General features: G+C 43.9%; 23 protein-coding genes. 17 read left to right on the top strand and 6 right to left on the bottom strand.

Features of this window, described 5'->3' with window-relative positions:
• The first annotated feature begins 138 nt into the window (after positions 1-138).
• From BIW53_RS06470 to BIW53_RS06455, 4 genes are read left to right on the top strand one after another with little or no spacing between them, the layout of a single operon-like run.
• Entirely contained in the window at positions 139-792 is a 654-nt protein-coding gene (locus BIW53_RS06470; RefSeq protein WP_070991058.1) for a methylamine utilization protein, read from the top strand.
• Positions 782-3,097, top strand: coding sequence for a bifunctional diguanylate cyclase/phosphodiesterase (locus BIW53_RS06465; RefSeq protein ID WP_070991057.1), 2,316 nt, complete (start codon positions 782-784; stop codon positions 3,095-3,097). Before BIW53_RS06470 ends, BIW53_RS06465 begins: the two co-directional genes overlap by 11 nt.
• Positions 3,084-3,905, top strand: coding sequence for a DUF3034 family protein (locus tag BIW53_RS06460; protein ID WP_070991056.1), 822 nt, complete (start codon positions 3,084-3,086; stop codon positions 3,903-3,905). The genes BIW53_RS06465 and BIW53_RS06460 overlap by 14 nt, the downstream gene beginning before the upstream one ends.
• Entirely contained in the window at positions 3,906-4,340 is a 435-nt protein-coding gene (locus tag BIW53_RS06455) for a group I truncated hemoglobin (RefSeq protein ID WP_070991055.1), read from the top strand.
• Here BIW53_RS06455 and BIW53_RS06450 read toward each other — a convergent pair.
• On the bottom strand, positions 4,330-5,349 hold the full coding sequence (locus BIW53_RS06450) for a glycosyltransferase family 9 protein (RefSeq protein WP_070991257.1): 1,020 nt from the start codon (positions 5,347-5,349) through the stop codon (positions 4,330-4,332). The two genes, BIW53_RS06455 and BIW53_RS06450, sit on opposite strands and share 11 nt — an antisense overlap.
• A gap of 96 nt (positions 5,350-5,445) precedes the next feature.
• On the opposite strand from BIW53_RS06450, the gene BIW53_RS06445 reads away from it, so the two are divergent.
• Positions 5,446-6,273, top strand: a complete 828-nt coding sequence (locus BIW53_RS06445; protein WP_070991054.1) for a sulfurtransferase — start codon at positions 5,446-5,448, stop codon at positions 6,271-6,273.
• Here the strand turns inward: BIW53_RS06445 and BIW53_RS20500 are convergent.
• On the bottom strand, positions 6,270-6,539 hold the full coding sequence (locus BIW53_RS20500) for a C1orf53 family protein (protein WP_245699374.1): 270 nt from the start codon (positions 6,537-6,539) through the stop codon (positions 6,270-6,272). The genes BIW53_RS06445 and BIW53_RS20500 overlap by 4 nt on opposite strands.
• 74 nt (positions 6,540-6,613) lie before the next feature.
• Between BIW53_RS20500 and BIW53_RS06440 the strand changes: the two genes are divergently transcribed.
• Together BIW53_RS06440 and BIW53_RS06435 are read left to right on the top strand one after the other, a co-directional pair.
• Positions 6,614-6,958: a hypothetical protein gene (locus BIW53_RS06440; RefSeq protein ID WP_070991053.1), complete on the top strand. Its 345-nt coding sequence runs from the start codon at positions 6,614-6,616 to the stop codon at positions 6,956-6,958.
• A 13-nt stretch (positions 6,959-6,971) separates the two neighbouring features.
• Positions 6,972-7,451 carry a GNAT family N-acetyltransferase gene (locus tag BIW53_RS06435; RefSeq protein WP_070991052.1) on the top strand — a complete coding sequence of 160 codons (480 nt, stop codon included), beginning with the start codon at positions 6,972-6,974 and terminating at the stop codon, positions 7,449-7,451.
• Positions 7,452-7,479: 28 nt separating this feature from the next.
• On the opposite strand, the gene BIW53_RS06430 is transcribed toward BIW53_RS06435, so the two are convergent.
• A complete protein-coding gene (locus tag BIW53_RS06430; RefSeq protein ID WP_070991051.1) occupies positions 7,480-8,448 on the bottom strand; it encodes a class 1 fructose-bisphosphatase in 969 nt (322 codons plus the stop codon).
• A 158-nt stretch (positions 8,449-8,606) separates the two neighbouring features.
• On the opposite strand from BIW53_RS06430, the gene BIW53_RS06425 reads away from it, so the two are divergent.
• Complete coding sequence (locus BIW53_RS06425) at positions 8,607-11,033, top strand: zinc-dependent metalloprotease (RefSeq protein WP_070991050.1); 2,427 nt, start codon at positions 8,607-8,609, stop codon at positions 11,031-11,033.
• Between the two features lie 104 nt (positions 11,034-11,137).
• Here BIW53_RS06425 and argE read toward each other — a convergent pair whose 3' ends face one another.
• Positions 11,138-12,292: an acetylornithine deacetylase gene (gene argE / locus BIW53_RS06420; RefSeq protein WP_070991049.1), complete on the bottom strand. Its 1,155-nt coding sequence runs from the start codon at positions 12,290-12,292 to the stop codon at positions 11,138-11,140.
• 187 nt (positions 12,293-12,479) lie between these two features.
• On the opposite strand from argE, the gene argC reads away from it, so the two are divergent.
• The 7 genes from argC to BIW53_RS06390 all read left to right on the top strand — a co-directional run bounded on the left by argC (position 12,480) and on the right by BIW53_RS06390 (position 19,247).
• Entirely contained in the window at positions 12,480-13,496 is a 1,017-nt protein-coding gene (gene argC / locus BIW53_RS06415; RefSeq protein WP_245699371.1) for an N-acetyl-gamma-glutamyl-phosphate reductase, read from the top strand.
• The gene (gene argB / locus BIW53_RS06410; protein WP_139158792.1) at positions 13,490-14,269 is read left to right on the top strand and encodes an acetylglutamate kinase; all 780 of its coding nucleotides are present in this window, start codon (positions 13,490-13,492) and stop codon (positions 14,267-14,269) included. The genes argC and argB overlap by 7 nt, the downstream gene beginning before the upstream one ends.
• A gap of 8 nt (positions 14,270-14,277) precedes the next feature.
• Complete coding sequence (locus BIW53_RS06405) at positions 14,278-15,198, top strand: ornithine carbamoyltransferase (RefSeq protein ID WP_070991046.1); 921 nt, start codon at positions 14,278-14,280, stop codon at positions 15,196-15,198.
• Positions 15,199-15,211: 13 nt separating this feature from the next.
• Positions 15,212-16,417 carry an argininosuccinate synthase gene (locus BIW53_RS06400; protein WP_070991045.1) on the top strand — a complete coding sequence of 402 codons (1,206 nt, stop codon included), beginning with the start codon at positions 15,212-15,214 and terminating at the stop codon, positions 16,415-16,417.
• Positions 16,418-16,440: 23 nt separating this feature from the next.
• The gene (gene argH, locus BIW53_RS06395; RefSeq protein WP_070991044.1) at positions 16,441-18,306 is read left to right on the top strand and encodes an argininosuccinate lyase; all 1,866 of its coding nucleotides are present in this window, start codon (positions 16,441-16,443) and stop codon (positions 18,304-18,306) included.
• A gap of 213 nt (positions 18,307-18,519) precedes the next feature.
• On the top strand, positions 18,520-18,684 hold the full coding sequence (locus BIW53_RS20855; protein WP_175442099.1) for a hypothetical protein: 165 nt from the start codon (positions 18,520-18,522) through the stop codon (positions 18,682-18,684).
• Positions 18,685-18,713: 29 nt separating this feature from the next.
• Positions 18,714-19,247, top strand: a complete 534-nt coding sequence (locus tag BIW53_RS06390; protein ID WP_070991043.1) for a hypothetical protein — start codon at positions 18,714-18,716, stop codon at positions 19,245-19,247.
• 667 nt (positions 19,248-19,914) lie between these two features.
• Here BIW53_RS06390 and BIW53_RS06380 read toward each other — a convergent pair.
• Positions 19,915-21,288 carry a capsule assembly Wzi family protein gene (locus tag BIW53_RS06380; protein ID WP_070991041.1) on the bottom strand — a complete coding sequence of 458 codons (1,374 nt, stop codon included), beginning with the start codon at positions 21,286-21,288 and terminating at the stop codon, positions 19,915-19,917.
• Positions 21,285-21,767, bottom strand: a complete 483-nt coding sequence (gene coaD / locus BIW53_RS06375; RefSeq protein ID WP_070991040.1) for a pantetheine-phosphate adenylyltransferase — start codon at positions 21,765-21,767, stop codon at positions 21,285-21,287. Before coaD ends, BIW53_RS06380 begins: the two co-directional genes overlap by 4 nt.
• Positions 21,768-21,956: 189 nt before the next feature.
• On the opposite strand from coaD, the gene BIW53_RS06370 reads away from it, so the two are divergent.
• Positions 21,957-22,613, top strand: a complete 657-nt coding sequence (locus BIW53_RS06370) for a TetR/AcrR family transcriptional regulator (RefSeq protein WP_070991039.1) — start codon at positions 21,957-21,959, stop codon at positions 22,611-22,613.
• A 105-nt stretch (positions 22,614-22,718) separates the two neighbouring features.
• Positions 22,719-24,179 carry a tRNA uracil 4-sulfurtransferase ThiI gene (thiI, locus tag BIW53_RS06365; protein WP_070991038.1) on the top strand — a complete coding sequence of 487 codons (1,461 nt, stop codon included), beginning with the start codon at positions 22,719-22,721 and terminating at the stop codon, positions 24,177-24,179.
• Positions 24,180-24,188 lie beyond the last annotated feature (9 nt).

Here is a 24,188-nt window from a genome sequence, read left to right as displayed (position 1 = left end):
CTGCCATAGACTTAGCCAATGAACAGTGTTTGAACTGTTTATTGGCTGTTATCTCGCAAATGCCTTCGTAAATGCCTTGCAATTATACTCCTAGTCAATTTTACTTAGAGTTAGTGTGTTAAAAATATAAGGCAAGGTATGCCATTCTTTGTGCTTCAGGAGCGCTTGATTGTTAAGCTCAGTATTGCATTACTTGGGTGCTTGAGTGTTGCCGTATCGGCAAAAACACTCACCGTGGTTGATCAACATGGCTCGCCCGTTAAGAACGCAGTGGTGGAGCTGTTGAATGTAGCAACAGATAAACAGCCACCGCAGCAAATAGCAATAATGGATCAGGTCAATAAGCAGTTTTCGCCTAGGCTGTTGACCGTGATGCAAGGTCAACAGGTGTCATTTCCCAACAGTGATGATATTCGTCATCATGTGTACTCGTTTTCTGAGGCAAAACCTTTTGAATTAAAACTTTACGCGGGCACCCCAAAAGCGCCAATTACGTTTGGCCAATCAGGTGTGGTTGTACTGGGTTGTAACATTCATGATTCCATGGTGGGCTATATTTATGTGGGGCAGTCAAACGCAGTATTCGTATCGGATGATCAAGGTAAAATTAACTTGCCGGATAATGTCGGCGAATATGTTTTTTGGCATCCAGAACAGGCCAGTAACATCAACGAGCGCGCCAAAATGAGCTGGCCTGATACCGGTACTGACGCACGGGTTAAAATCAAATTAGTGACGCCAGTGCCACGTAATACCTTTGGTGAAAAATTTAAGGAACATCATGGGCAGTAGTTTAAAACATCGCATTATTTTGCTTTGCGTAGGGCTAGTTTTGCTGACAACCGTGACCAGCTTAGTGAGCTTTTGGTGGTCTACCAGTCACTTTAATGAAAGCCAGGTACAGCAAGACATCGAAGTGGGTCAGAATGTATACCAGCAATATCTAAAGGCAAAAGAACGTCTATTGGTAACGGCGGCTACTGTACTGACTGCAGATTTTGGTTTTAAGCAAGCCGTTGCAACACGCGATGCGGATACAATAAGTAGCGTGCTGTTTAACCACAGTCAGCGTATTGATGCTGATCTAATGTTGTTATTTGATACCCGAGGGAAATTGATTTCAGCAAACCAAAGTAATATTCAATTATCACCCGATACCCCTAAACTCATGCAAAAAATACTTGCTCAAGGTAATAGCTCTACGTTTATGGTGATTGGCGATAAACTATACCAAGTGATTGTGCTACCGGTAAAGGCACCTCGTACCATAGCATATAGCATGGTGGGGTTTGTGATAGATGCGGCAGTGGCAGCAGAGCTAAAAGAACTTACAGGTATGGAGGTCAGTTTCATTGCTCACCGCACGGGGTTAAAGGCGACTACCATTTTGAACCATCCCGAACATTTAAGTTTGCTTGAATATATAGACAACCAAATTGTTAATCGTTGGTTTAGTGAAGACCCAGTTTATCTTAGCACCGAAGTGCAATTACCAGGCTTAGAGAATAATCCTATCAGTGTGGTGCTCAGTGCGGACTTAAGTGAACACTACAAAGAGTTTGATACGCTAGTGCTTACGGTAATTGCTTTGTCGTTTGGTACCATTATTTTAGGCTTTATCACCAGTGGCATATTAGCCAACAACTTGACCACGCCTATTTTGCAATTAACGGTAATGGCAAAACAATTCGCAAAAGGTAACTATAAAGCGAGCATTCCAGAATCTCGTCCTAGTAGAGAGGTATGTGAGCTGGTCAATGCTTTCCAAGAGATGGGGGAAGACATTCAGACTCGGGAAAAGAAAATTAGCTTTCAGGCCAGACATGACAACTTAACCGGATTCTATAACCGTACCGCAGCACTAGATTTACTGTCGCATCAGCTTGACGATAAGCAGACATATTACTTAGTTGCGTTGGATATAAAAGGGCTTCGGCATATCAATGACAAACTGGGCCCAAGAGTTGGAGATAGCTGTATTCAAGCGGTAGCGCAGCGTATAAAAGAAACTACCGAAGGGATCAATGGGTTTAATGCCCGAGTGGGCGGAGATGAGTTTCTCAGCGTTATTGCAGCCAAACCAGATACTTCTATGGAGCAGTGCATTGCACAGTTACAGTCTTCGCTGAACAAGCATTATGTAATTCAAAAGCTGGAGATCAGTTTACGTTTTAGCATGGGGGTTGTGTGTTATCCAGAGCAGGCGTACACGCCAGAAGATATGATCAGACGGGCGCTTATTGCTGTTGATACCGCCGCTCAAGATGGCCATGAAGTGTACTTTTATCAAAACGGCGAGGATGAAGCACACCTTGAACGCTTGGAGATCATTGATGAACTCAAGCAGGCATTGCAGCTAGATGATGGGCAATTATTTATGGCCTACCAACCTAAGCTAAATATGAACAGTGGTCAGGTAGACAAAGTTGAGGCACTCATTCGTTGGAAGCGTAACAACGGTGACTGGGTCTCTCCAGAGTTGTTTATTGATTTAGCAGAGCAATCAGGGTTGATAGTTGAGTTGACCAAATGGGTTGTGCGGGTTGTTATTACACAAGTGGGGGTTTGGCTGCGTGAAGGACTGACAATGAAGGCAGCTATTAATGTATCCGCACAAGATATTGCCGACAGTGCTTTTCTGCCGCATTTAGAAGACATGTTAGCAATACATGGTGTTCCCGCCAATTTGATCACCATAGAGCTGACCGAACGTGACATGATTGAAAATGAAGAACGTGGTATTAACGCGCTGAAGGCACTCAAAGCGCTAGGCGTTATGATTTCTTTGGATGATTACGGAGTTGGTCAGACTTCATTGGGCAGGTTGAAGATGCTACCCATTGATGAGTTAAAACTCGATAAAGTGTTTATTTTAAAACTCAATGAATCACATCAGGATCAATGTATTGTGCAATCGACGATATCCCTTGGTCATCAACTTGGGTTTTCAGTTGTCTCAGAAGGGGTCGAGAACAGCGAATCACTGACGTTACTTAAACAAATGCGCTGCGACTATGCGCAAGGCTATCACTTGAGTCGCCCGTTACCAGCAAAAGAGTTCATTAACTGGCTGGGGAGTTACCATGAAGTGGTTTAGCGTGTTGCTGCTATTGGTTTTACCTCTGAGTGCTTTGGCAGGTGGTAAGCTTTTAGCCACGCCAGGGGTATCTCAGATAGAGGGGAGTGCTGGAGGGGGCATTGTTCCTTGGGCGCAGTTAGCGGGCTATGCAAGTGAAGATGAATGGGCCATAAGCGGCTTTTGCAGTAGAGGAAATGTGAAAAACTACACGCTGGATGTATGTGGTGTACAGGCCAACATATTCGATCGCATTGAGTTGAGCTACGCTGAGCAAGATTTTGACGTCCCCAGTCTCAATACCAACATTGAGCAAGATATCAGTGCCATCAAAGTTCGTCTTTATGGCGATATCGTATACAGTGACTGGCCGCAGTTGAGTGTTGGCGTACAACATAAATCTCTGCAAGATGGCAGCGTAGCAACCTTGGTAGGTGCTGAGCATACTAGTGGAAATGATGTTTATGTGGCGATGAGTAAGCTACATTTAGGCGCATTGAGTGGTTATAACTGGTTTTGGAATGTGACAGCTCGATATAGCAATGCCAACCAAATCGGCCTGCTAGGGTTTGGCGGCAACAAAGCAAATAAACACTGGTTGCTTGAAGCCAGCTCGGCGATATTTTTGTCCAGAGAAATTGCTATAGGAGTTGAATTTAGGGAAAAACAAAATAACCTAGGGTTGGGAGAGAGTCATTGGCGAGATGTATTTATCGCTTGGCTACCTAACAAATCAATAAGCGTCACTGGCGCTTGGTTAGATCTAGGTTCAATTGCAGGCGTGGAGAAACAAACCGGCTGGTATGTGTCGATAACAGGGTATTTTTAAATGAAGTATTTTGCGTACACACAAAAGTTGATGGTTATATTACTGATGACGGCCAGCTTGTCAGCTTGCCAAAGCGCTCCGCAGTCGTTGTACCAAAAGGTTGGTGAGCAAGCTGGACTGGAGCGTTTAGTGGATGCGTTTATCAATCAAATTGGACAGGATAAAGTTATTTTTCACTATTTCAAACAAACTAATGTGAGCCATTTTCGCGCGGGCTTTATTAGTCATTTATGCGATGTATTGGATGGACCATGTCAATATGATGGCGATTCCATGGTGCAAATTCATACCGGAATGAACATTAATGAGCATGACTTTAACCATGCTGTAGAGCTGTTGATAGCCGCAATGGACGAGGTAGGTATTACCCACCCCGTACAGAATCAAATTCTTGCCAAGCTGGCTCCGATGCGCTCTGAGATCATCAAGATTTAGAGCACTCTTTTAGGAGCTGTGTGCAAGCCGCTGCGATGGCTGTGGGGCGGATTTGTTCGATGATCTTCTCCTCTGACAAACTACAACTTTGACTAGTGAGTGCTAGAAATTGCTGGTTTTTCGGGGCCACCACAGACCAAGGGGAGGTGCCAAACCCCACCACTGCAACACAGGGCGTCGCCACGGCAGCGGCCATGTGCATTGGGCCAGAGTCGATACTAATCATTAAGTTACAAGCTGCAATACAGTCTACTAGCTCCACTAAGCTGGTTTTACCTGTCAGATCAGTGACAGTAATATGCTGTGTTTGTAAGGCATCATACAGTTGCTGGTTGTCTGTTGTTTCCGATGGGTCACCAACTAGATAAAAGTGTGCGTCGACCTGCTCAGATAGGGCGATAAGTGCCTGTTTAGCAAGCGCAAGGGGGTAGTGACGTGGGCCCTTATTTTTACCGCCAAAATAGACCGCTATAGGTGTTTTCTTGCTATCAGCAACTACTTTGTCAGTATGTTCATAGCTTAGCTGAGGCAACCCATACTGTTCAAACGGTTTGTTGTGACAGTCATTGATAAGCTGACAATAACGATGGATGTAGTGATGATTTTGATTGAGTTTTAAGCCATGACTCAACAGTGGGCTTCGGCCATTTTGCTTGTAGCCTAAAACAAATCTGATCCCGGCCAACTTACACACTACAGCTTCGCTCAGAGAGCCTCTTAACAAGACGGCCATGCTAAATTGATATTGTTTAAGAGACTTGGCAAGCGCAAAGGTGGATTGCTTATCCTCTTTGTCATAGCGTGTATCACGAATGATATTAATACGATATTGCGTATCTCGAACAAAAATATCGCACATGTAGGGCCTGGCTAACAAGTGAATATCATTGTTTGGGTACAATTCACGTAACATAGCCACGGCGGGCAGAGTATTAATAGCATCGCCGATAAATTTGGGCAGCACCACTAAAATTGCCCCTGAGACCTGATTTGTTTGTAGTTGTTTCAAAATAATATTGCTGCTGTATTGCGCTCTCACAAGGTGCTTAGTATAACGTGAGCTGGGTTTCAATTTCACCCGTTATAAATCAATAAAGGATTTAAAATGAAAAACTTGAAAAGTTGTGAGTGGCTGGCAAAGCACCTTGACCAAGTACAGGTGCTAGATGCTGGGATTGTTAAGCCTGGCCTCACTTCGCCTTACTCGCCTGCTGCCATCATTCAAGGCGCTAAGCGTTTTGATATCAGTGGTGCGCTTGCTAAGCCCGATGCGCAACTGCCAAACACCATGTGTGATGGCGCGCAATTTCAGGCAAATATGCGCCAGTTAGGTATCAATCAGAACGACACGGTCGTGGTGTATGATGATTTAGGGTTGTTTAGTGCCGCGAGGGCTTGGTGGATGTTCAAAAGTATGGGTTTTGAGCAAGTCTTTGTGCTTGATGGTGGCTTGCCACGTTGGCAAGCGCTGGGTTTACCCACTACGCAAAATTATGCACTTAGTGAGCAAGTTGGTAATTTTGTGGCTAACCCGCAAAGTGGTTACTTTATTGATAGTCAACAGGTCTTAGCGGCGATAGACGATGACAGTATTTGTTTATTAGACGCAAGGGGAGCTAAACGCTTTTGTGGTGAAGACCCTGAGCCACGCGAGAATATGCGCAGCGGTCATGTACCAAATAGTAAAAACCTGCCTTACACTGCACTTTTAGATGAGCAAGGACTGATGAAAAGCATCACACAGCTCAAGGCCCTATTCGCAGAGCGTGGTGTTGCGCAGCAAGCCCTTCAGTTTAGTTGTGGTTCGGGTGTGACAGCCTGTATTTTGGCAATGGCGGCAGATGAGTGTGGTTATCAGAAATTGAGTGTCTATGATGGTTCATGGAGCGAATGGGGCTTACCCAGTGAGCTGCCCGTTGCGACAGGAAGTTAGCTGTATGGACAGTGGCGACAGCCGTTGCCACAACAGCTCCCACGTTTTAAATGTGCCCAGCGATTCATGACCAGCAGGCCATTTTCAATATCATAGTCTAAGCCTTCTATCGTGTTAGAATGTTTAAATGGCTGAGCTAGGGCTAGTTGCTCTTCAATCGGCAGTGTACTTATTGTCTCAATATACGCCTTGAGTTTCGCAGTCAGGCAGACTCGACAAAGGCATCCGTCAGTTTGAGACAAGGGCAGAATATTGGGCAAAGCCATGCACCAACAATTTTGATCGGCAACGCACGTCAGGGCTTTCCCACAGTTTGAACAAGACATTTGTAAATACCAGAATGAACAATAACAACATCGATAATAACACACCTCACTATCAGGATTTAGCAACGATTGCGCGCTTAGCCACCGGCTACCAGCAAGTGTATGGGCGATTGATAAGCTATCCGCAGACGGATGTTGTGTATAGTGTCACCACTGAAGATGTGTGCTTAGCGTTGATACAAGTACAAAATGGTGCGGTTGATATCGACGAGTTGGAAATGTGGGCCAGCCTTTTGGAAATGCGTGGCGATATTGAACACACCCAAGTGGAAGGGCTACTGTATGCTTTGGCAAACCCTGAACAGATGGGGGAAATAACCCACGAAAAAGTAGCGCAACTACTCACTCTATTGAAATAAAAGGAATGTATTAATGCCGCTTAGAGCAAAAGCGATTTTCCAATATTACCAAGATGCCAATTTTACCTTACATGTAATGCACCCAAAATTTAGTGAAATAGATCATGAGTTGGTGATGCGTAATCAAGTTAGACTCCGTCAGTTATTTGCAGGGCAAACCGAGTGGCCAAAGCCTAATATGACAGTGGCAGATAATACCGCTGCGATGGAACATCATTTACGAGAGTTTAATGAAAACATCGCTTATAGCTTTTGCGTATTCGATAGTGAAGAAAAAAAATGTATTGGTTCGGTGTACATTGATGCCAGTAACGTCGACGGCTACGACTGCGAGCTGCACTACTGGCTAGATCAAAGCTTGATTGAACTAGAATCTGTGTTAGAACAAAGCATGCTAGTTTGGCTAAAAGAGAAGTGGGGGTTTGAAACCCCGGCTTTGGTTGGCCGAGAGATACCACTTGAACAGTGGCAAGACATGAAAAAAGCGAGCTGATGCTCGCTTTTTATCACTGAGTTTTACTTCATTTGTGATACGCCAAGCAAGCCTCAACTTCGTTTTTCGAGCCTAAGATCACGCTGACACGCTGGTGGATCTCTTGCGGGTCGATATCCAAAATACGCGCATCACCTGTGTGGGCCATACCGCCTGCTTGCTCAACGAGCAAGGCCATTGGGTTAGCTTCGTACAATAAACGTAGCTTGAATGGCTTGTTAGGATCTTTGGTATCAGCTGGGTATGTGAATAAACCACCACGACATAATACACGGTGTACGTCTCCTACCATGGCCGCAATCCAGCGCATGTTGAAGTTTTTACCACGAGGGCCTGTGTCACCCGCCAATAAATCGTTGACGTAATTTTGCATAGCAGGCTGCCAGTGACGCTGATTTGAGGCGTTGATAGCGAACTCTTTGGTATCTTCAGGAATTTTAGCGAACTCTTGCGTGAGCATAAAGCTGCCGTGAGTTTTATCTAAGGTGAAGATACGAGTGCCTTTACCAATGGTCAATGCTAATGTGGTACATGGGCCATACAATACATAGCCTGCCGCTACTTGCTGATGGCCAGGCTGCATGAAAATACGCTCATCGGCTGGGTCTGAATCTTTTGGTGCACGCATGATTGAGAAAATCGTGCCTACCAGTGAGTTAATATCTGTATTCGATGAGCCATCTAGCGGGTCAAAAGCCACGATATATTCAGCGTCGGGGTTACCTGCAACGGTGTAGTCTTCTTCTTCTGATGCAATGGCTTTAACGTAGCCAGACTCAAGTAGAATATCTTTTAAAAGTTGATTTGATAGTACATCAAGCTTTTTCTGGGTTTCGCCTTGGATGTTTTCATCCAATGTTGAACCGAGTACGCCAGAGAGGGCACCTTGACCAACACGAAAAGAAATCTCTTTACAGGCCGCTAAAATTGTACGGATAAGAGAAAGTAACTCTCTTGAGCAACCATCTTCGATAAGCACTGGAGGGAGTCTACGCATAGTTTTTGATCCTGATAACGTTGTGGCTTGAGTCTATATAATGTGAGAGGAGATCTCAGGCCGCAATTAATTTCGTCTTAAAATGGCTGAACTTTGTATACAATTTTATATACTGGGTTTGAATCAGCCATTAAAACCACTAATAACAAGGTAAGATCATGCGAAAAATAGCCAAGCTATCCGTCATATTCTGTACTTTGCTAGGCGCTATGATAACTCAAGCTGTCGCAGCAATTAAGTCTATTGACGAGTTTACTGACAAGTTAAATCGTTTTCCGGGGTATTATTCCTTTTATGCTGACACTTCCAGCGGCAAAATCTATCTGGATGTCGATAAGCTAAAGCAACCATTTCTTCTACAGCATAGCTTACCTTACGGTGTTGGCTCTAATGATATTGGATTAGATAGAGGACAGCTTGGCGGTACTTACTTGGTACAGTTTGAGCGCTTTGGTGAGAAAGTAATGTTACGTGCGTTAAATAGTTATTATCGTGCCAGCTCGTCGAATCCTGCGGAGCAACAAAGTGTCAATGAAGCCTTTGCATCAAGTATTTTGCAGGGCTTTAATGTGGTTGCTGAAGATAGCGATAGCGTATTGATAGACTACACACCATACCTTTTGTCAGACGTACATGCGGTGAGCCGCACGCTCGCACAGCGTGAACAGGGCAGCTTTAATCTAGATAGCACTCGCAGCGCCGTGTTTATGGAGCGCAGTAAAGCGTTTGTTGATAATACTGAGCTAGAAGCCGTGTTGACCTTTACCGGTAATAAACCGGGTGAATACGTACGCCAAGCAGTGGCAGATCCATATTCGATTACGGTTCATCAGCATCACTCGCTGATTAAGCTGCCGGATGATAACTATCAGCCTCGTAAATTCCACCCTCAATCGGGGTATTGGAGCATTGAGCATAAAGACTATTCGGCACCATTAGGGGAGCCTATGTTGGTGCGTTACATTCCGCGCCATCGTTTGGCTAAAAAAGACCCCAGCGCAGCGCTGAGCGAACCGGTTGAACCAATTATTTACTACCTTGACCCAGGCGTGCCAGAGCCGGTAAAAACAGCCTTGCTAGACGGCGCAAAATGGTGGGATGATGCTTTTGCCGCAGCAGGTTATAAAAATGCCTTTCAAATTAAAATTTTGCCTGAAAGCGCAGATCCGATGGATATTCGCTATAACGTGATCCAATGGGTGCATCGTGCAACACGAGGTTGGTCATACGGTGCATCGGTAATTGACCCTCGTACAGGTGAGATCATTAAAGGTCATGTGACGCTCGGCTCTTTGCGTGTGCGCCAAGATATTTTAATCGCCGAGGCACTGGCTGCACCATTTGTGAAAGGCGATGAAGTGGTCAGTCGCTTACATGATATGGCGCTTGATCGTATTCGCCAGCTCAGCGCGCACGAAATCGGTCATACTTTGGGCATTGCCCATAACTTCTCTGCCTCAATCAAAGACAGAGCGTCGGTGATGGATTATCCACATCCACTGGTTTCATTTGATGCTAACGGAAAACTAGATATTACGCAGGGTTATGCCAAAGGCATGGGGGCATGGGATACCCAAGTTGTTAAGTATGGTTACAGTGATTTTAGTGATGCCGATGAAGCACAGGGGTTGGCTGATATTTTGGCACAAAACCGTGAATTGGGCTTAGAGTTTATTTCTGACAGCGATGCAAGAGCGCAAGGCGGTGCACATCCGACGGCGCATTTGTGGGATAACGGTGCGGACCCAGCGGCAGAGCTATTGCGTGTGTTAGATGTTCGCCAGCAAGCTCTAAACACTTTTGGTATCAATAATATAAAAACTGGTGTTGCCTTGTCTCAATTGGAAGAAAAGCTGGTACCCTTGTTTTTATTTCATCGCTATCAAGTTGAATCCGCTGTTAAATTAATTGGTGGAGTTGATTATGACTATGAAGTTCGCACAGCCAATGCCGTCAAAGGGGCTAAAGTCGTTGATAAAACAATTCAAAAGAAAGCATTACAGGCGATTTTGAAAACGCTCGACGCTGAGCAGTTGCGTATTCCTGAAAGTGTTTTGGCACTGATCCCGCCAAAAGCGTATGGCGAGAGCAAAACGCGAGAAAGTGTGTATGGTAGAACAGGGCTCACACTCGATGCGATGGCCTTACCTGAAGTCGCAGCGAATCACAGCCTTAACTTACTACTCAACGCTGAACGATTAAACCGATTGGCTCAGCATAAAGCAAGAGATGCTAAGCACTTAGGTGTTGAGCAGGTGATGAATGCTTTGTACCACAAGGTGTTTGAGGCAAATGCAAGTACCGGTATGGCGCAAAAGCTGGTGCAACGTGTTCAGTATTTAACAGCTGTACGCATGGCGCAATTGGCAAGCTCCGACAAGGTTGAACCTGAGGTTCAAGCGCAGCTTAGGTTCCAACTAATGCGTGTTGCTAAGCAGTTTGATCAGCAGTCGTTATTTAGCAACGTCAGCGAAGAAACTGCCTATCGTCATGAATTAGCAAGACAGGTCAATGTATTTCTTGAAAGTGGTAAGTGGCCAGAAGGGTTTAAAGCACTGAAGATGCCGCCTGGCTCACCGATCTAACCGAGATAAAAAAAGCTGGCAGGTTGCCAGCTTTTTTTTGGTCATTGGCTTCGGGTTATTTGGTTTTTTCCCAAGTTTACGTCAGCACATGATGACTTGAGGTGCTAACTAAAGCACAGCTCATTTATCAAATAGCTGATCTGCTGCTGTGCCGGTGCTACTTTCTCTATTGCTAGAAACTCATCGGGTTGGTGTGCTTGTTCAATGCTGCCAGGACCCATAACGATGGTTTCACAGCCAAGCTGTTGAATAAATGGCGCTTCGGTACAGTAGTTAACTGCCACAGCTTTAGAATTTGATACTTGTTCGGCCAATTTAACCAATGCACTGTCAGTGCTACCGCTAAATGCTGGGATTGGGTCATGCAGGTCAATGACTTCAACACTATTAGGGTATTGTGCATTAACAGGAGCGATTGCTTCTAACAGTAATATTTGTAGCTCTTTAATGCTCAACCCAGGTAGAGGGCGCAGGTCAATATGCAGTTCACAACAGCCACAAATACGGTTGGCGTTGTCACCGCCATGAATATGTCCCAGATTCAGTGTCGGGTAGGGAATAGCAAAATCAGAAAGTGAATATTTATTCTTTAACTGTTCTTTTAGTTGCAATAATTTTGTAATCACCAAATGCATGACTTCAATTGCATTTAGTCCTCTGTCAGGATCGGAGCTATGACCCGAGCGACCAAGGATTCGAATCGCACTACTCATATGCCCCTTGTGCGTGTATACCGGCGTCATATCTGTGGGTTCGCCTATGATACAGCGTGCGGGTTTTAAATCAGGGTGCCTGGCAATTTGTTGCGCGCCAGCCATTGTGGTTTCTTCGTCGGCGGTTGCCAAAATTAACAGTGGTTCTGTTTGTTTTGCACCCTGTTCATCGAGTGTTTTGATGGCATCTAATACAAAGGCGAAAAAGCCTTTCATATCTATTGAGCCTAAACCGTAGAGTCGGTTGTCATGTTGTTTTAACTGAAATGGGTCAAAGTTCCAGCGACTATCGTCAAATGGTACGGTGTCGGTATGGCCCGCAAGCATTAAACCTCCTTCCCCAGTACCGCGCTTGGCGAGTAAGTTGAATTTACCAGGGGCGCTTTGCAGTTCGGTGATCTCCACTGTAAAGCCAAGGCTTTCACACCAGTGCGCCAGCAGCTCTATCACAGGACGATTGCTCATATTAAGAGACTCGTCCAAAGCACTGACGGATGGGTTGGCGATGAGTTGCTGATACATAGCTAAAAAAGTCGGGGTTGCCATAAAAAATCCAAAATATTTATTCAAAGTGTTTGCATAACAATTTAAAGGTGTTTAGTATGAATATCAATTCACTTTTTTAGCATAAATATTTTAGAGGCTGGCATGCGACGATACTCATTCACTATTTAATTTCATTTTGACCTGTAAACGCAATACAAATAAGAGACCTTGATTAAAAATGATGAATGTGAACAAGAAAGTAGCGGTAGTCGGCGCCAGCGGATATAGCGGTGCAGAACTTGCCAGCCTTATAGCCAAACACCCCAACTTCTCCCTGTCGGGTTGTTACGTGTCAGAGCAAAGCTTGGATAAGAACAAGTCATTGAGCCTGTTGTATCCCGAGCATGGAGTTTTGCTCGACACGCCCTTACTCCCTTTAACCGAACAAGCTTTTGCAGACATTGCCGAGCAGGCGGATTTCGTCTGCTTATGCACAGATCATCAAGTGAGTGTTGAACTGGCACCCAAATTTTTAGCAATGGGTAAAAAGGTATTTGACCTTTCAGGTGGCTTTCGCTTAGCAAGCAGTGCTGATTACGAGCGTTATTACGGTTTTAGCCACCCTTACCCGCAATGGTTAGAGCAAGCTGAATATGGTTTAGCTGAATGGAATGCACAAGCTATCAGTGGCGCGCAATTGGTTGCGGTTGCAGGATGTTATCCAACAGCCGCTCTAAATGCTTTAAAACCTTTGAAACAGGCAAATTTATTGGCGGATCGTCAAATTATCATCAATGCCGTCTCTGGGGTCACTGGTGCAGGAAGAAAGGCCAGTTTAAATACACATTTTTGTGAAGTGTCTTTGGCACCCTATGGATTATTCAATCATCGTCATACCCCAGAGATCAGTCAACATCTCGGTCATGACGTGTTGTTTACACCTCACTTGGGGAATTTTTCGCGCGGCATCTTAGAAACTATCTATATAGAACTTAAGCCACAAGTGACGTCATCACAGATCAGTGAAGCTTATCAGGTACTGGCAGATGAGCCGCTTATACGCCTCAAGGGCGCGCAGTTGCCTTCCATCAAAAGCGTTGCTGGACAACCATTTGTAGATATAGGTTGGCAACAGCAAGGTCAGCAACTCATTGTTGTGGTTGCGATTGATAACTTGCTTAAAGGCGCGGCTGGTCAAGCGCTGCAGTGCATGAACTTAGCCTGTTCGCTTAGTAGCGAACTTGGCTTAAAAGGAGTGTGGTAATGCAAACATGGGTGATCAAGATAGGTGGAGCGGTGCTCGATGCGGAAGGTGCAGCTCAGGCGTTATTTTCACAACTTGCGAAGATCAGCAACAGTGATGCGTCAAAACAATTTGTTCTTGTTCATGGTGGCGGCTCTTTGGTGGACCGCTGGTTGAATGATGCAGGGTTTGCAACTGCAAAACATCAGGGCTTGCGGATCAGCCCAAAAGAACAAATGCCTTACATTGTTGGTGCACTTGCAGGATGTGCCAATAAGCAACTGATGGCGCATGCCATCAATGAGAGTTTATCGCCGGTAGGGTGCTGTTTGTATGAAGCAGGCTTGATGGCACAGCAAAAACTTAAGGCATTGGGTCAGGTTGGTGAGTGTATTACACATGACAAAGGGATTTTAGCGGCTTTATTGGAGCTGGGGCGTACTCCTTTAGTTAGTTCTGTCGGAATTGGTGAAGATGGACAGCTTTATAACGTGAATGCGGATGAAGCGGCGGCCGCCATAGCGAGTCAACTCAATGCGGAATTAATATTTATGACAGACGTAGAAGCGGTATTGGATGCCAATAAGCAACCGCTTCACCAATTAGATAAGTCACAGATAGAAGAGTTAATTGCAACAGGAGTGATAGTGGGCGGAATGGAGGTCAAAGTTAAGACCAGCCTTCGCGCAGCCCAACACTTACGACGTGGAGTGTATATCTCAAGTTGGCAAAAGCCAGAAAACTTGGGGGCGCTCGTTGAAGGTGCGCATATCGGAACCAAAATCACTCCATAGGATTAAACATGCTACAACATTTTTTAACGGGTCTAGAGTTAGACCAAGCAAAGATTTTAAAGTTACTACAACTTGCACAAAATATTAAAAGTCAGCCACAAGAATATGCGAATGCGTTGACGGGCAAATCGATAGTGACGCTATATGAGAAGCCTAGCCTACGGACGCGCTTGTCGTTTGATATAGGCATCAATAAATTAGGTGGACATGCCGTTTATTTAGATCAGCAAAATGGTGCGATAGGCAATCGTGAGTCGGTAAAAGACTTCGCGTTGAATATCTCCGCTTGGGCTGATGCATTGGTTGCTCGGGTAAATCATCACAGCACCTTAACTACATTGTCTGAACATGCCTCCATTCCAGTGGTAAATAGTTTGTGTGACTTATATCACCCGTGTCAGGCATTGGCAGATTTTTTAACCTTGCAAGAAGTACACGGTGATGTAAGCCAATTGAAACTGGCATATTTGGGGGAGGGTAATAATGTTACTCACTCCTTAATGTTGTTGGCGGCTACTTTAGGGACCGACTTTGTGGCGGTCTGTCCCAAAGGACACTCGCCAGATGCGCAAATAGTTAAGCAAGCAGAACAGATCGCAGCCGCAAATGGGGCGTCTGTATTGATCAGTGACCGAATTGAAGCCGCAGCAGGCGCGAATGCGCTGTATGCAGATACTTGGGTTTCTATGGGAAATAACGCGTCGCTGGAGCAAGTGAAACAGACCTTTTTACCTTATCAAATCAATCAAGCATTAGTTAAGCAAACAGGCGCGAGTACCGTATTGCATTGCCAGCCTGCGCATAGAGAGTATGAGATCACCTCTGAGGTGATGGACGGCAAAAATTCAAAAATAATTCAACAAGCACAAAACCGCATGCATGCCCAGAATGCTTTGCTGGTATCTCTATTAAATCCAAATTACGTGTAAGGATGTAAAGCAAATGAGCGAAATCAAAAAAGTTGTATTGGCCTACTCTGGTGGTTTAGATACATCGGCGATTGTTCCTTGGTTAAAAGAAAACTATGGCTGTGAAGTTGTGGCGTTTGTGGCTGATGTTGGTCAAGGTGAGGAAGAGTTAGCAGGTGTTGAAGAAAAAGCTATCGCTTCAGGTGCATCTGAATGCTACATCGTGGATTTAAAAGAGCAGCTTGTTAGTGATTATATTTATCCAACGCTGAAAACGGGCGCTATCTATGAGGGCACCTATTTGCTGGGTACATCAATGGCGCGTCCTATCATTGCCAAAGCGCAAGTTGAAGTAGCACGTAAAGTAGGTGCCGATGCGTTATCGCACGGTTGTACCGGCAAAGGTAATGATCAGGTTCGCTTTGAGTCTTGCTTTGCGGCGTTGGCACCGGATCTTAAGGTTGTTGCGCCATGGCGTGAGTGGAATTTATCCAGCCGTGAATCACTATTGGAATATCTAGCTGAGCGCAACATTCCATGTTCTGCATCAGCAACCAAAATTTACAGTCGTGACGCCAACGCATGGCACATCTCTCATGAGGGAGGTGAGCTAGAGAACCCATGGAACCAACCGAGTGAACAAGTGTGGACTTGGACTGTGTCACCAGAGCAAGCGCCAGATAAACCCGAGTTTGTATCGGTAAGAGTTGAAGAGGGTCAGGTGGTAGCTGTTAACGGTGAGCGTTTTAGCCCTTACCAGTGTTTGGTGCAATTAAATCAGATAGCTTCTGCCCATGGTGTGGGTCGCGTTGACATTGTCGAAAACCGTTTAGTGGGTATGAAGTCTCGCGGCTGTTATGAAACACCAGGAGGTACTGTGATCATGGCGGCGTTGCAAGCCATTGACGAGTTGGTGTTAGATAAATCTAGTCGTAAATGGAAAGAGACCTTGGCCTGTGAATTTGCACATTTAGTGTATGACGGTCGCTGGTTTACGCCACTGAAAGATTCGATTTTAGCGGGCGCTGAAGCACTATCAGGTGTTGCTACCGGAGATGTGGTTTTGAAGCTATATAAAGGACATGTGAGTGCTGTGCAAAAGCAATCAGTGAACAGTTTATACAGTGAAGACTTTGCAACATTTGGCGAAGATGATGTTTACGATCAATCTCATGCCGAAGGGTTTATTCGTTTATTCTCGTTATCCAGCCGGATAGCAGCATTAAACAAAAAGTCGTAATACAGATCGTTAGGAGAAACATTATGGCGTTATGGGGCGGGCGTTTTTCATCGGGTCCGGATGCGGCATTTAAACAATTTAATGACTCTTTGCCTTTTGATTATCAATTGGCGGAGCAGGACATCGTTGGCTCCATTGCGTGGGCTGGCGCGCTGCAACAGGTGAACGTGCTCAATGAGCAAGAACATCAGGAACTGGTTGCAGCGTTGAATGCTTTACTAGAAAGCGTACAGCAAGATATAAGTGCGGTTGCAAATGCTGGGTATGAGGATATTCATTCGTATGTTGAAGCAAAGCTTATCGAACAGGTGGGCGACTTAGCTAAAAAGCTACATACAGGGCGCAGTCGCAACGATCAAGTGGCGACAGACTTTAGACTTTGGAGTCGTCAATGTGCTGAGCAGTTGCTGGCTGCCTTAGGCTCTTTAAAATCTGCCTTTGTGAATTTGGCGGAACGTGAACTTGGCACTATTTTGCCGGGTTACACCCATCTGCAGCGTGCGCAACCTGTGCTTTTTAGTCATTGGTGTATGGCTTATGTTGAAATGCTTGAGCGGGATGAATCTCGTCTGCAAGATGCGCTCATTCGTTTAAATGTGTGTCCGCTTGGTAGCGGCGCGCTTGCTGGCACCGCTTACCCGATTGATAGAGAAACTTTGGCGACCAATTTGGGTTTTAGTCATGCGAGCCGTAATAGCTTAGATGCAGTATCAGATAGGGACTTTGTGGTTGAGCTACTTGCTTGCGCCAGTATTTCGATGATGCACTTGTCACGTTTTGCAGAAGATTTGATCTTCTATAATTCAGGTGAAGCTGCGTTTATTGAACTGGCAGACAATGTCACCTCAGGTTCGTCATTAATGCCACAAAAGAAAAACCCAGATGCGCTGGAGTTAATTCGTGGTAAAACCGGACGTGTATTTGGGGCGTTTAGTGCCATGATGATGACCCTCAAAGCACTACCACTGGCATACAATAAAGATATGCAGGAAGACAAAGAGGGCTTGTTTGATGCGATGCCTACTTGGCTTGCTTGTATTCATATGGCAGAGGCCTGTATTAAAGGCTTAAAGGTAAATGCTCAAACGACGCGTAAGGCGGCACAAGGTGGGCACGCCAATGCCACAGAATTGGCTGATTATCTAGTTGCGAAAGGGATCCCATTTAGAGAGGGACATCACATTGTTGGCCAATTGGTACAAATAGCCATTGCTGAGGGTAAAAACCTAGAGCAGTTAAGCCTTGAGACATTCCAGCAGGTTTGCTCTGTGATCACCGACGATGTGTATCCAGTATTGGAGTTGGATGCGGGCATTGCTGCACGTCAGGCGTTAGGTGGTACATCGGTCACGCAAGTAGAGCAAGCCGTACGAGCGGCGAAAAAAAAACAGCAAATCCTAGTTAGAGACGCTAATTTGGATGATGTGGATGCTATTGCGGGGCTCATTCAGCACTGGGCAAAGGTCGGCGAAAACTTGCCGCGGGCAAAAAGTGACATGATCCACTCCATTAACGAATTTGCTGTGACGGTGGTGGATGGCAAGATCACGGGGTGCGCCTCGCTGTACATTTATGACACTGGTTTAGCTGAAATTCGCTCTCTAGGGGTCGACCCGCAAACTCATGTTAAAGGGCAAGGTATGCAGTTAGTTCAGTATCTACTGATCAAAGCGCGTAAACTGGCGCTTAACAGAGTGATTGTGTTAACGCGCGTACCGGGCTTTTTTACTAAGCAAGGCTTTAGTTATTGCACTAAAGACACGTTACCTGAAAAGGTAATGAAGGACTGTGACTTGTGTTTGCGTAAAGACCATTGCGACGAAGTGGCAATGGAATTCCTATTAAAGGCGGCAAAAAGTACGGTGATCCCGTGTAAGTTTGTCGCCTGAACTCCCTGAAAGACCGTAAAAGGCGTCTGGTTGATCCCAGGCGCCCTTTTTTTTTGCTCTTAGATTCAGTTTATCCCTATCTTTTGTAGATTCAACTCACAAGTTAGAAGTGTCAAATAATGGTGGCTTGATATTTGCTACAAAAAAGCTTGGTTTGTAATTTTAATGTTATAAACATATTATAAATGTTTAAAATTTGTTGTAGGGGAAAATATGAAACTACTAAAAAAAACAATGGCGGGTAAAAAACATTCAAGCTTAAACGGTAATACTAGTCAAGCGACTGTTCTTTCTGCTAAGGTACTATCAAATAAAGAATTACTCGGTCAAGTGAGTGGTGCCCGCGCCGCTGGTGTTATCGTTAAAAGTTACGATTAAGATACCGAGAGGTTTAAAGAGGTTGAATTTTGTTTGGTGATCTAACTTTACATTTTGACACAATTATCCTGTTAGGTTTAATACTGGCTTTTGTGTTTAATCTTAGCTTTCGTGTCCTTAACATAATCAAAAATGACTCGTTAGTGATCACTGCCGGCATCATTGCAACCTCTTACTTCTTGAGTAACCACTTTTTATCAGAAATACTAGCAGCAACATATCCTTACTTCATACTCTTTCTAAGTGATTTGTTAACAGTGAGTGCTATCGTGCTGCTGCATAAACTCTTTTCGCTCGTGCCATCAAGAGCTTATTGGTATGTTATATTCGGTTTATCAATGAACGGCTTGTTATTCTTTGCTATGCATATTGATAGGTTTGTTTTGGAAAATAGTGAACCTTGGTGGTTTTGGACAGTCTACAGCGTTTCAGTCAACTTCTTGGACTTAATGATGGTTGCTGTGCTTATTTTAAATCGAGACTTTTTATTTATAGGAAGTCTTTTGAATAAAATAAAAGCGCTTTCAAGAACGTCAAGCGTTTTAAACACACATAACAAATGAGTCACGAGTGGAGTTTTACCCCCCCCTAAAGTTGGCCGAATCGATTGTGCTCTTTGTTTTTTATATTTTCTGTTTCCTACAGGGTATTGATAGTTTGTGGATAATAACTTTTTTATAGATATCCCCTTTTTGTTTGATAAGTTTATCGTCATTGCGATGGTTTTTTCGGTCATATATCAGTTATTTCACAAGCTGAAGTATAGAGAGCCAACTAGCTCATCGGTGCTACTGATATCGATTTTAGTTGCTGCATCTTACGGCTTAAGTAGCTTTTCATATGATTTATTTACTGGCACAGTGAATCAGTTCTTGCTTTGGGTCATATACGATTTAGAGCTAATTGCCTTGGTGTGGGTCTTGCATAGAATACTCAAGCTCAAGTTTTCACCAACTTATTACTATGTGGTTTTTTGTTTAAGCTTCAACAGCCTTTTGTTTCTATTAATGTATGCGGATATTGTGATTCGAGACAACCAAGAAGCATGGTGGTTTTGGTACCTATATAGCATGCTCATAAAATTATCAGACTTTCTGATAGTTATATCTTTGTTCATCAACAAAGATTATCTAAGGCTTATTACAATGAGCCAAAAGTGGATAGCCAAGTATAAAGACTTCAAAACGAAAAAGTGAGTAAAGCATCCTAAAGGATCTTTACTCCCTTACATTAAAATTGATATTCCCAGCTTAATTTGGCGGCACTTCGTGTTTGTTCATTCTCATTATTGCTTTGTTTATCTTGCCACACAGAGACACCTGCTTTTAACAAGCCGCTAAACAAACCTTGTTGATAACCTAGTTCTAACAATGTTCGTTCAGTATTCAAAGCTTCTAACTCTATGAACTTGAGTTTTGCAAACCCACCATAGCCTCCGGTTTGATAGTAATCACTAGCCACAGTTAGGCTTTTTGCTTGAGGGCCAATGGCTGCGCCTAGCCACTGATCGCGCTCAGTGTATTCAGAGCCACCTTGTGGGGTTGTGAAGTTACACTGAAAGTTTGCCTCCAGCGCGTGGCAATTCATGGTGTTGTCACTGAACTCTAGGTAACTTTTGAGGCGATAATCAGTATTACCTATAAAATGTTCAAACCCTACGGTATAAGTGTTTTTTGTAGGTAGTATGCCGCTGTCATTATTACCAGCAATCTCTGCATATACTGAAATAGGTTGGCCCAGAATTAGCCTTGAATACTTTACGTCAACACCCGCTAATCTTTGTTTTGCAGCTGGTAGCTCAGCGTTTAAAGGTAGTTCAAGCACAAAATCACTTGCTGTGGCACTAAATGCCAGCTCTAACCCGTGAAGTGGTGAACTGGATAAGCGTATTCCCCAGAACTCGCCATCTCGTTTGTCGCTAAGCGTGGGCTTTTGTTTCGCGCCTAAAGCAGTGACTTGCCATGGTCCTATAAACGATAACCAACTTGGTCCTTCGTAATTACTATTAGCACGACTGATACGTGCCGCTGTCATAGGTGCCGCATTATTTGATAGCAGTAAGGCATTTTCGTTGGCAGGTCCCCACCAGTAATTAAGGCGCTCAGCACTGAATGACCAGTTACCTACGAGTATAGCAAGATGACTTCCATAATGATTGATTTGCTTACCATCAAGCGCGTCATCAGCATAGTTGACCTGCACTTTTGCGCTGACATGGTCGCCTGTCATAATGCTATAAGTTGATATGCCAGACTTAGCAGCCTGACGCTCACCAAAACCTTCTGGTAATGATGCTTCATCGTCAAAATGTGCTGTGACACTAGAGTATTGGCTGCGTTTGGCTTGATGCAGGGCATGGCGCAAGTGTGTGAGGGCAAATTGTACATTAACAGCAACCTGCTTTTGATCGATTTTATCTAGATCTTGAATTAGGCCCTGCCATAACAGCGGGTATTGATTTACTGGGCGGTTAATTAAACCAGCACTGACCAGCATATCAACTGAGTGTTTTAGCTCACTTTCATTGGTGTTGATCCAAGGACTAGCGATGCTGCTACAGCTTGTTGCGAATAACAAGGCTGCGTTGAGGTACGATAATTTCATCCGTGTAATTTTTCCTGTAAAGCTTTTGCTACAAGTGGGTGAACAAATTCACTGACGTCACCCTTGTGTAGTGCCACTTCTTTTACCAAAGTGGAAGAAATAAATGAATTACGCTCAGAAGGGGTTAAAAATACGCTTTCTAAGTCTGGGTTTAGACGCCGATTCATATTAGCCAGTTGAAATTCATAATCAAAATCTGACACTGCTCGTATCCCTCTGATCAACACATTGGCTTTATGTTGCTTCGCCAGATCAACCAGTAGCCCAGAGAAACCAATTACTTTTACATTTTTATGTTCAGCAAGAATTTCCTCGGCCAAAGCAACTCGCTCTTCTAAAGAGAAGCAAGGTTTTTTGTTCGGGTTATGTGCAATGGCAAGTAGCACGACATCAAACATTTTTGCAGCACGTTTGATTAAATCGGCGTGACCATTGGTTAATGGATCAAAAGTACCTGGATATAAAGCTGTGACTTTCATAACACTATGTCGTCAATAAAATTTGGCATATGGTAGCAATGTTTTACAGATATTTCACTGGTCTGCTTTGCACTATCTGCACTTATATCATATACCCTTTAGTGCTATTTTCACTTAGCCTAATTGGCTATACTGACCCAATTAGCGCAACACATCCTAATATTAATCGCGTGTCATAGAGATCAGGATATGAATACCAAGGAAAAAATAATTCGTACCAGCATCGCTCTATTTAATTTACATGGAGAGCGGGCAATTACAACGAATCACATAGCTTCAAACCTGGGCATAAGTCCCGGTAACTTGTACTATCATTTCAAAAATAAAGAAGACATTATTCGTAATATCTTTTCTTTATATAGAGAACATTTAAGTACGCACTTTAAACCACTTAATACCGATTTTGAGCCTCTAGAACAGTTAACAAAGTACCTAGACTCACTATTTGATTTGATGTGGCGCTACCATTTCTTTTACGACAATCTTACTGATATTTTGGCAAGAGACGGCGTACTGAAAAAGCAATATATTGAGTTTCAGACTGACCTGTTTGAACAGGTGCGATCAGTCGTTATTGGTTTACGCACAAGTCGCGTTATTGATATTAGCGATGAGGACGCAAAAGAGCTGGCACATATGTTGAAAATGACGGTGAGCTTTTGGACGCCATATGTAAAGGCGCGCAGAATGACAGGGGTGCTAGAGCAGCAGGATATCTACAATGGTATCGTGAAAGTACTGATGTTATTTAAGCCATATTGTACAGATTTAAGCTCAGCTAAAATTCAGGAGTTACAAGATCAATATCAACGTCTTGCGGATGAATCATTACCGAGTATTGCATGATATAGACAGCTAATTAGTTTGTTTATTTCCTAGACGCATAGAAATTTGATATACTCGCGCGCCCGATGTCTAGGCGCGCAATCGCCACGCAAAAGAGTTATTTCTATGTTTAAATTTATCGTCAAACTACACCCTGAAATTGCCATCAAAAGCAAATCAGTTCGTAAACGCTTCACCAAACTACTAGAGAAGAATATTGAAATTCTTCTAAGCCGTGTTGACGAGCAAATCAAAGTAAAGAATAACTGGGACAATATTACGGTTACCAGCGCTAAATCGGATCAATCAACACGTGAAGCACTGATAGATAATTTAAAGCGTGTGCCTGGAATCGTGCAATTTATTGAAGTGCAAGAAACACTCTTTGAAAGTATTGACGACATTTATCAGCGTACCTTGGCACTTGCAGGTCACACGATTGAAAACAAAACTTTTTGTGTCCGCGTGAAACGAAGAGGTAACCATGACTTTACTTCAAGTGATGTAGAGCGCTATGTTGGTGGTGGTCTAAACCAAAATGTATCAGGCGCAAGTGTTAAACTGAGCAAGCCTGAAGTGACTGTGAAAATAGAAATCAAAGATGATTTAGCTTATATCGTCACGCATACGCACTATGGTATAGGCGGTTTCCCTTTGCCAACACAAGAAGATGTGCTGTCGCTTATCTCGGGTGGGTTTGATTCAGGTGTTGCCACCTACCAGATGATCCGTAAAGGTGCGCGCACACATTTCTTATTCTTTAATCTCGGTGGTGCGGCACATGAAATAGGGGTTAAGCAGGTCAGTCACTATCTTTGGAAGCAATATAGCTCTACCCACAAAGTGAAGTTTATTACGGTTGATTTTGAGCCTGTTGTTGCTGAAATTTTGGAAAATATTGAAAATGGACAAATGGGCGTTGTTCTCAAGCGTATGATGATGAGAGCAGGAAGCCAAATTGCTGGGCGTTTCAATATTCCAGCATTAGTCACAGGTGAAAGTATCGGTCAGGTATCGAGCCAAACATTGGCGAACTTGAATGTGATAGATAGAGTGACGGAAACATTAATAGTGCGTCCTCTTATTCAGCACGATAAGGCTGATATCATCAAGATTGCCCGTGAAATTGGTACCATAGAAATGGCGGAGGCGATGCCAGAGTATTGTGGTGTTATTTCTAAAAAGCCGACAGTGAAAGCCAAGCTTGAAACTATCTTAGAAGAGGAACAAAAGTTCGATTTTGATGTCTTGGACACGGTTGTGGCAAATGCCACTGTGAAAGATATTCGAGATATAGAAGTTGAGGCAAAAGAGGAAGTAAAAGAGGCTGAAACCGCCAGTGAGTTACCTGAAAATGGTGTTGTTTTGGATATTCGCTCGCCAGATGAGGAAGATGCGAACCCATTGGAAATTGAAGGGGTGGAAGTGGTTCACCTACCATTCTTTAGACTCGCGACCAAGTTTGCAGATTTACCACAAGACAAAGAATATTATCTTTATTGTGCTAAGGGCGTAATGAGTCAGTTACAAGCATTAATATTACATGAAAATGGCTTCAAAAACGTCAAAGTGTACAAGCCTGAATAAGCGTATTAG

The sequence above is a fragment of the Pseudoalteromonas byunsanensis genome (assembly GCF_001854475.1).
GTDB classification, from domain to species: Bacteria; Pseudomonadota; Gammaproteobacteria; order Enterobacterales; family Alteromonadaceae; genus Pseudoalteromonas; species Pseudoalteromonas byunsanensis.
This window is presented reverse-complemented; position numbering and strand designations above follow the sequence as displayed.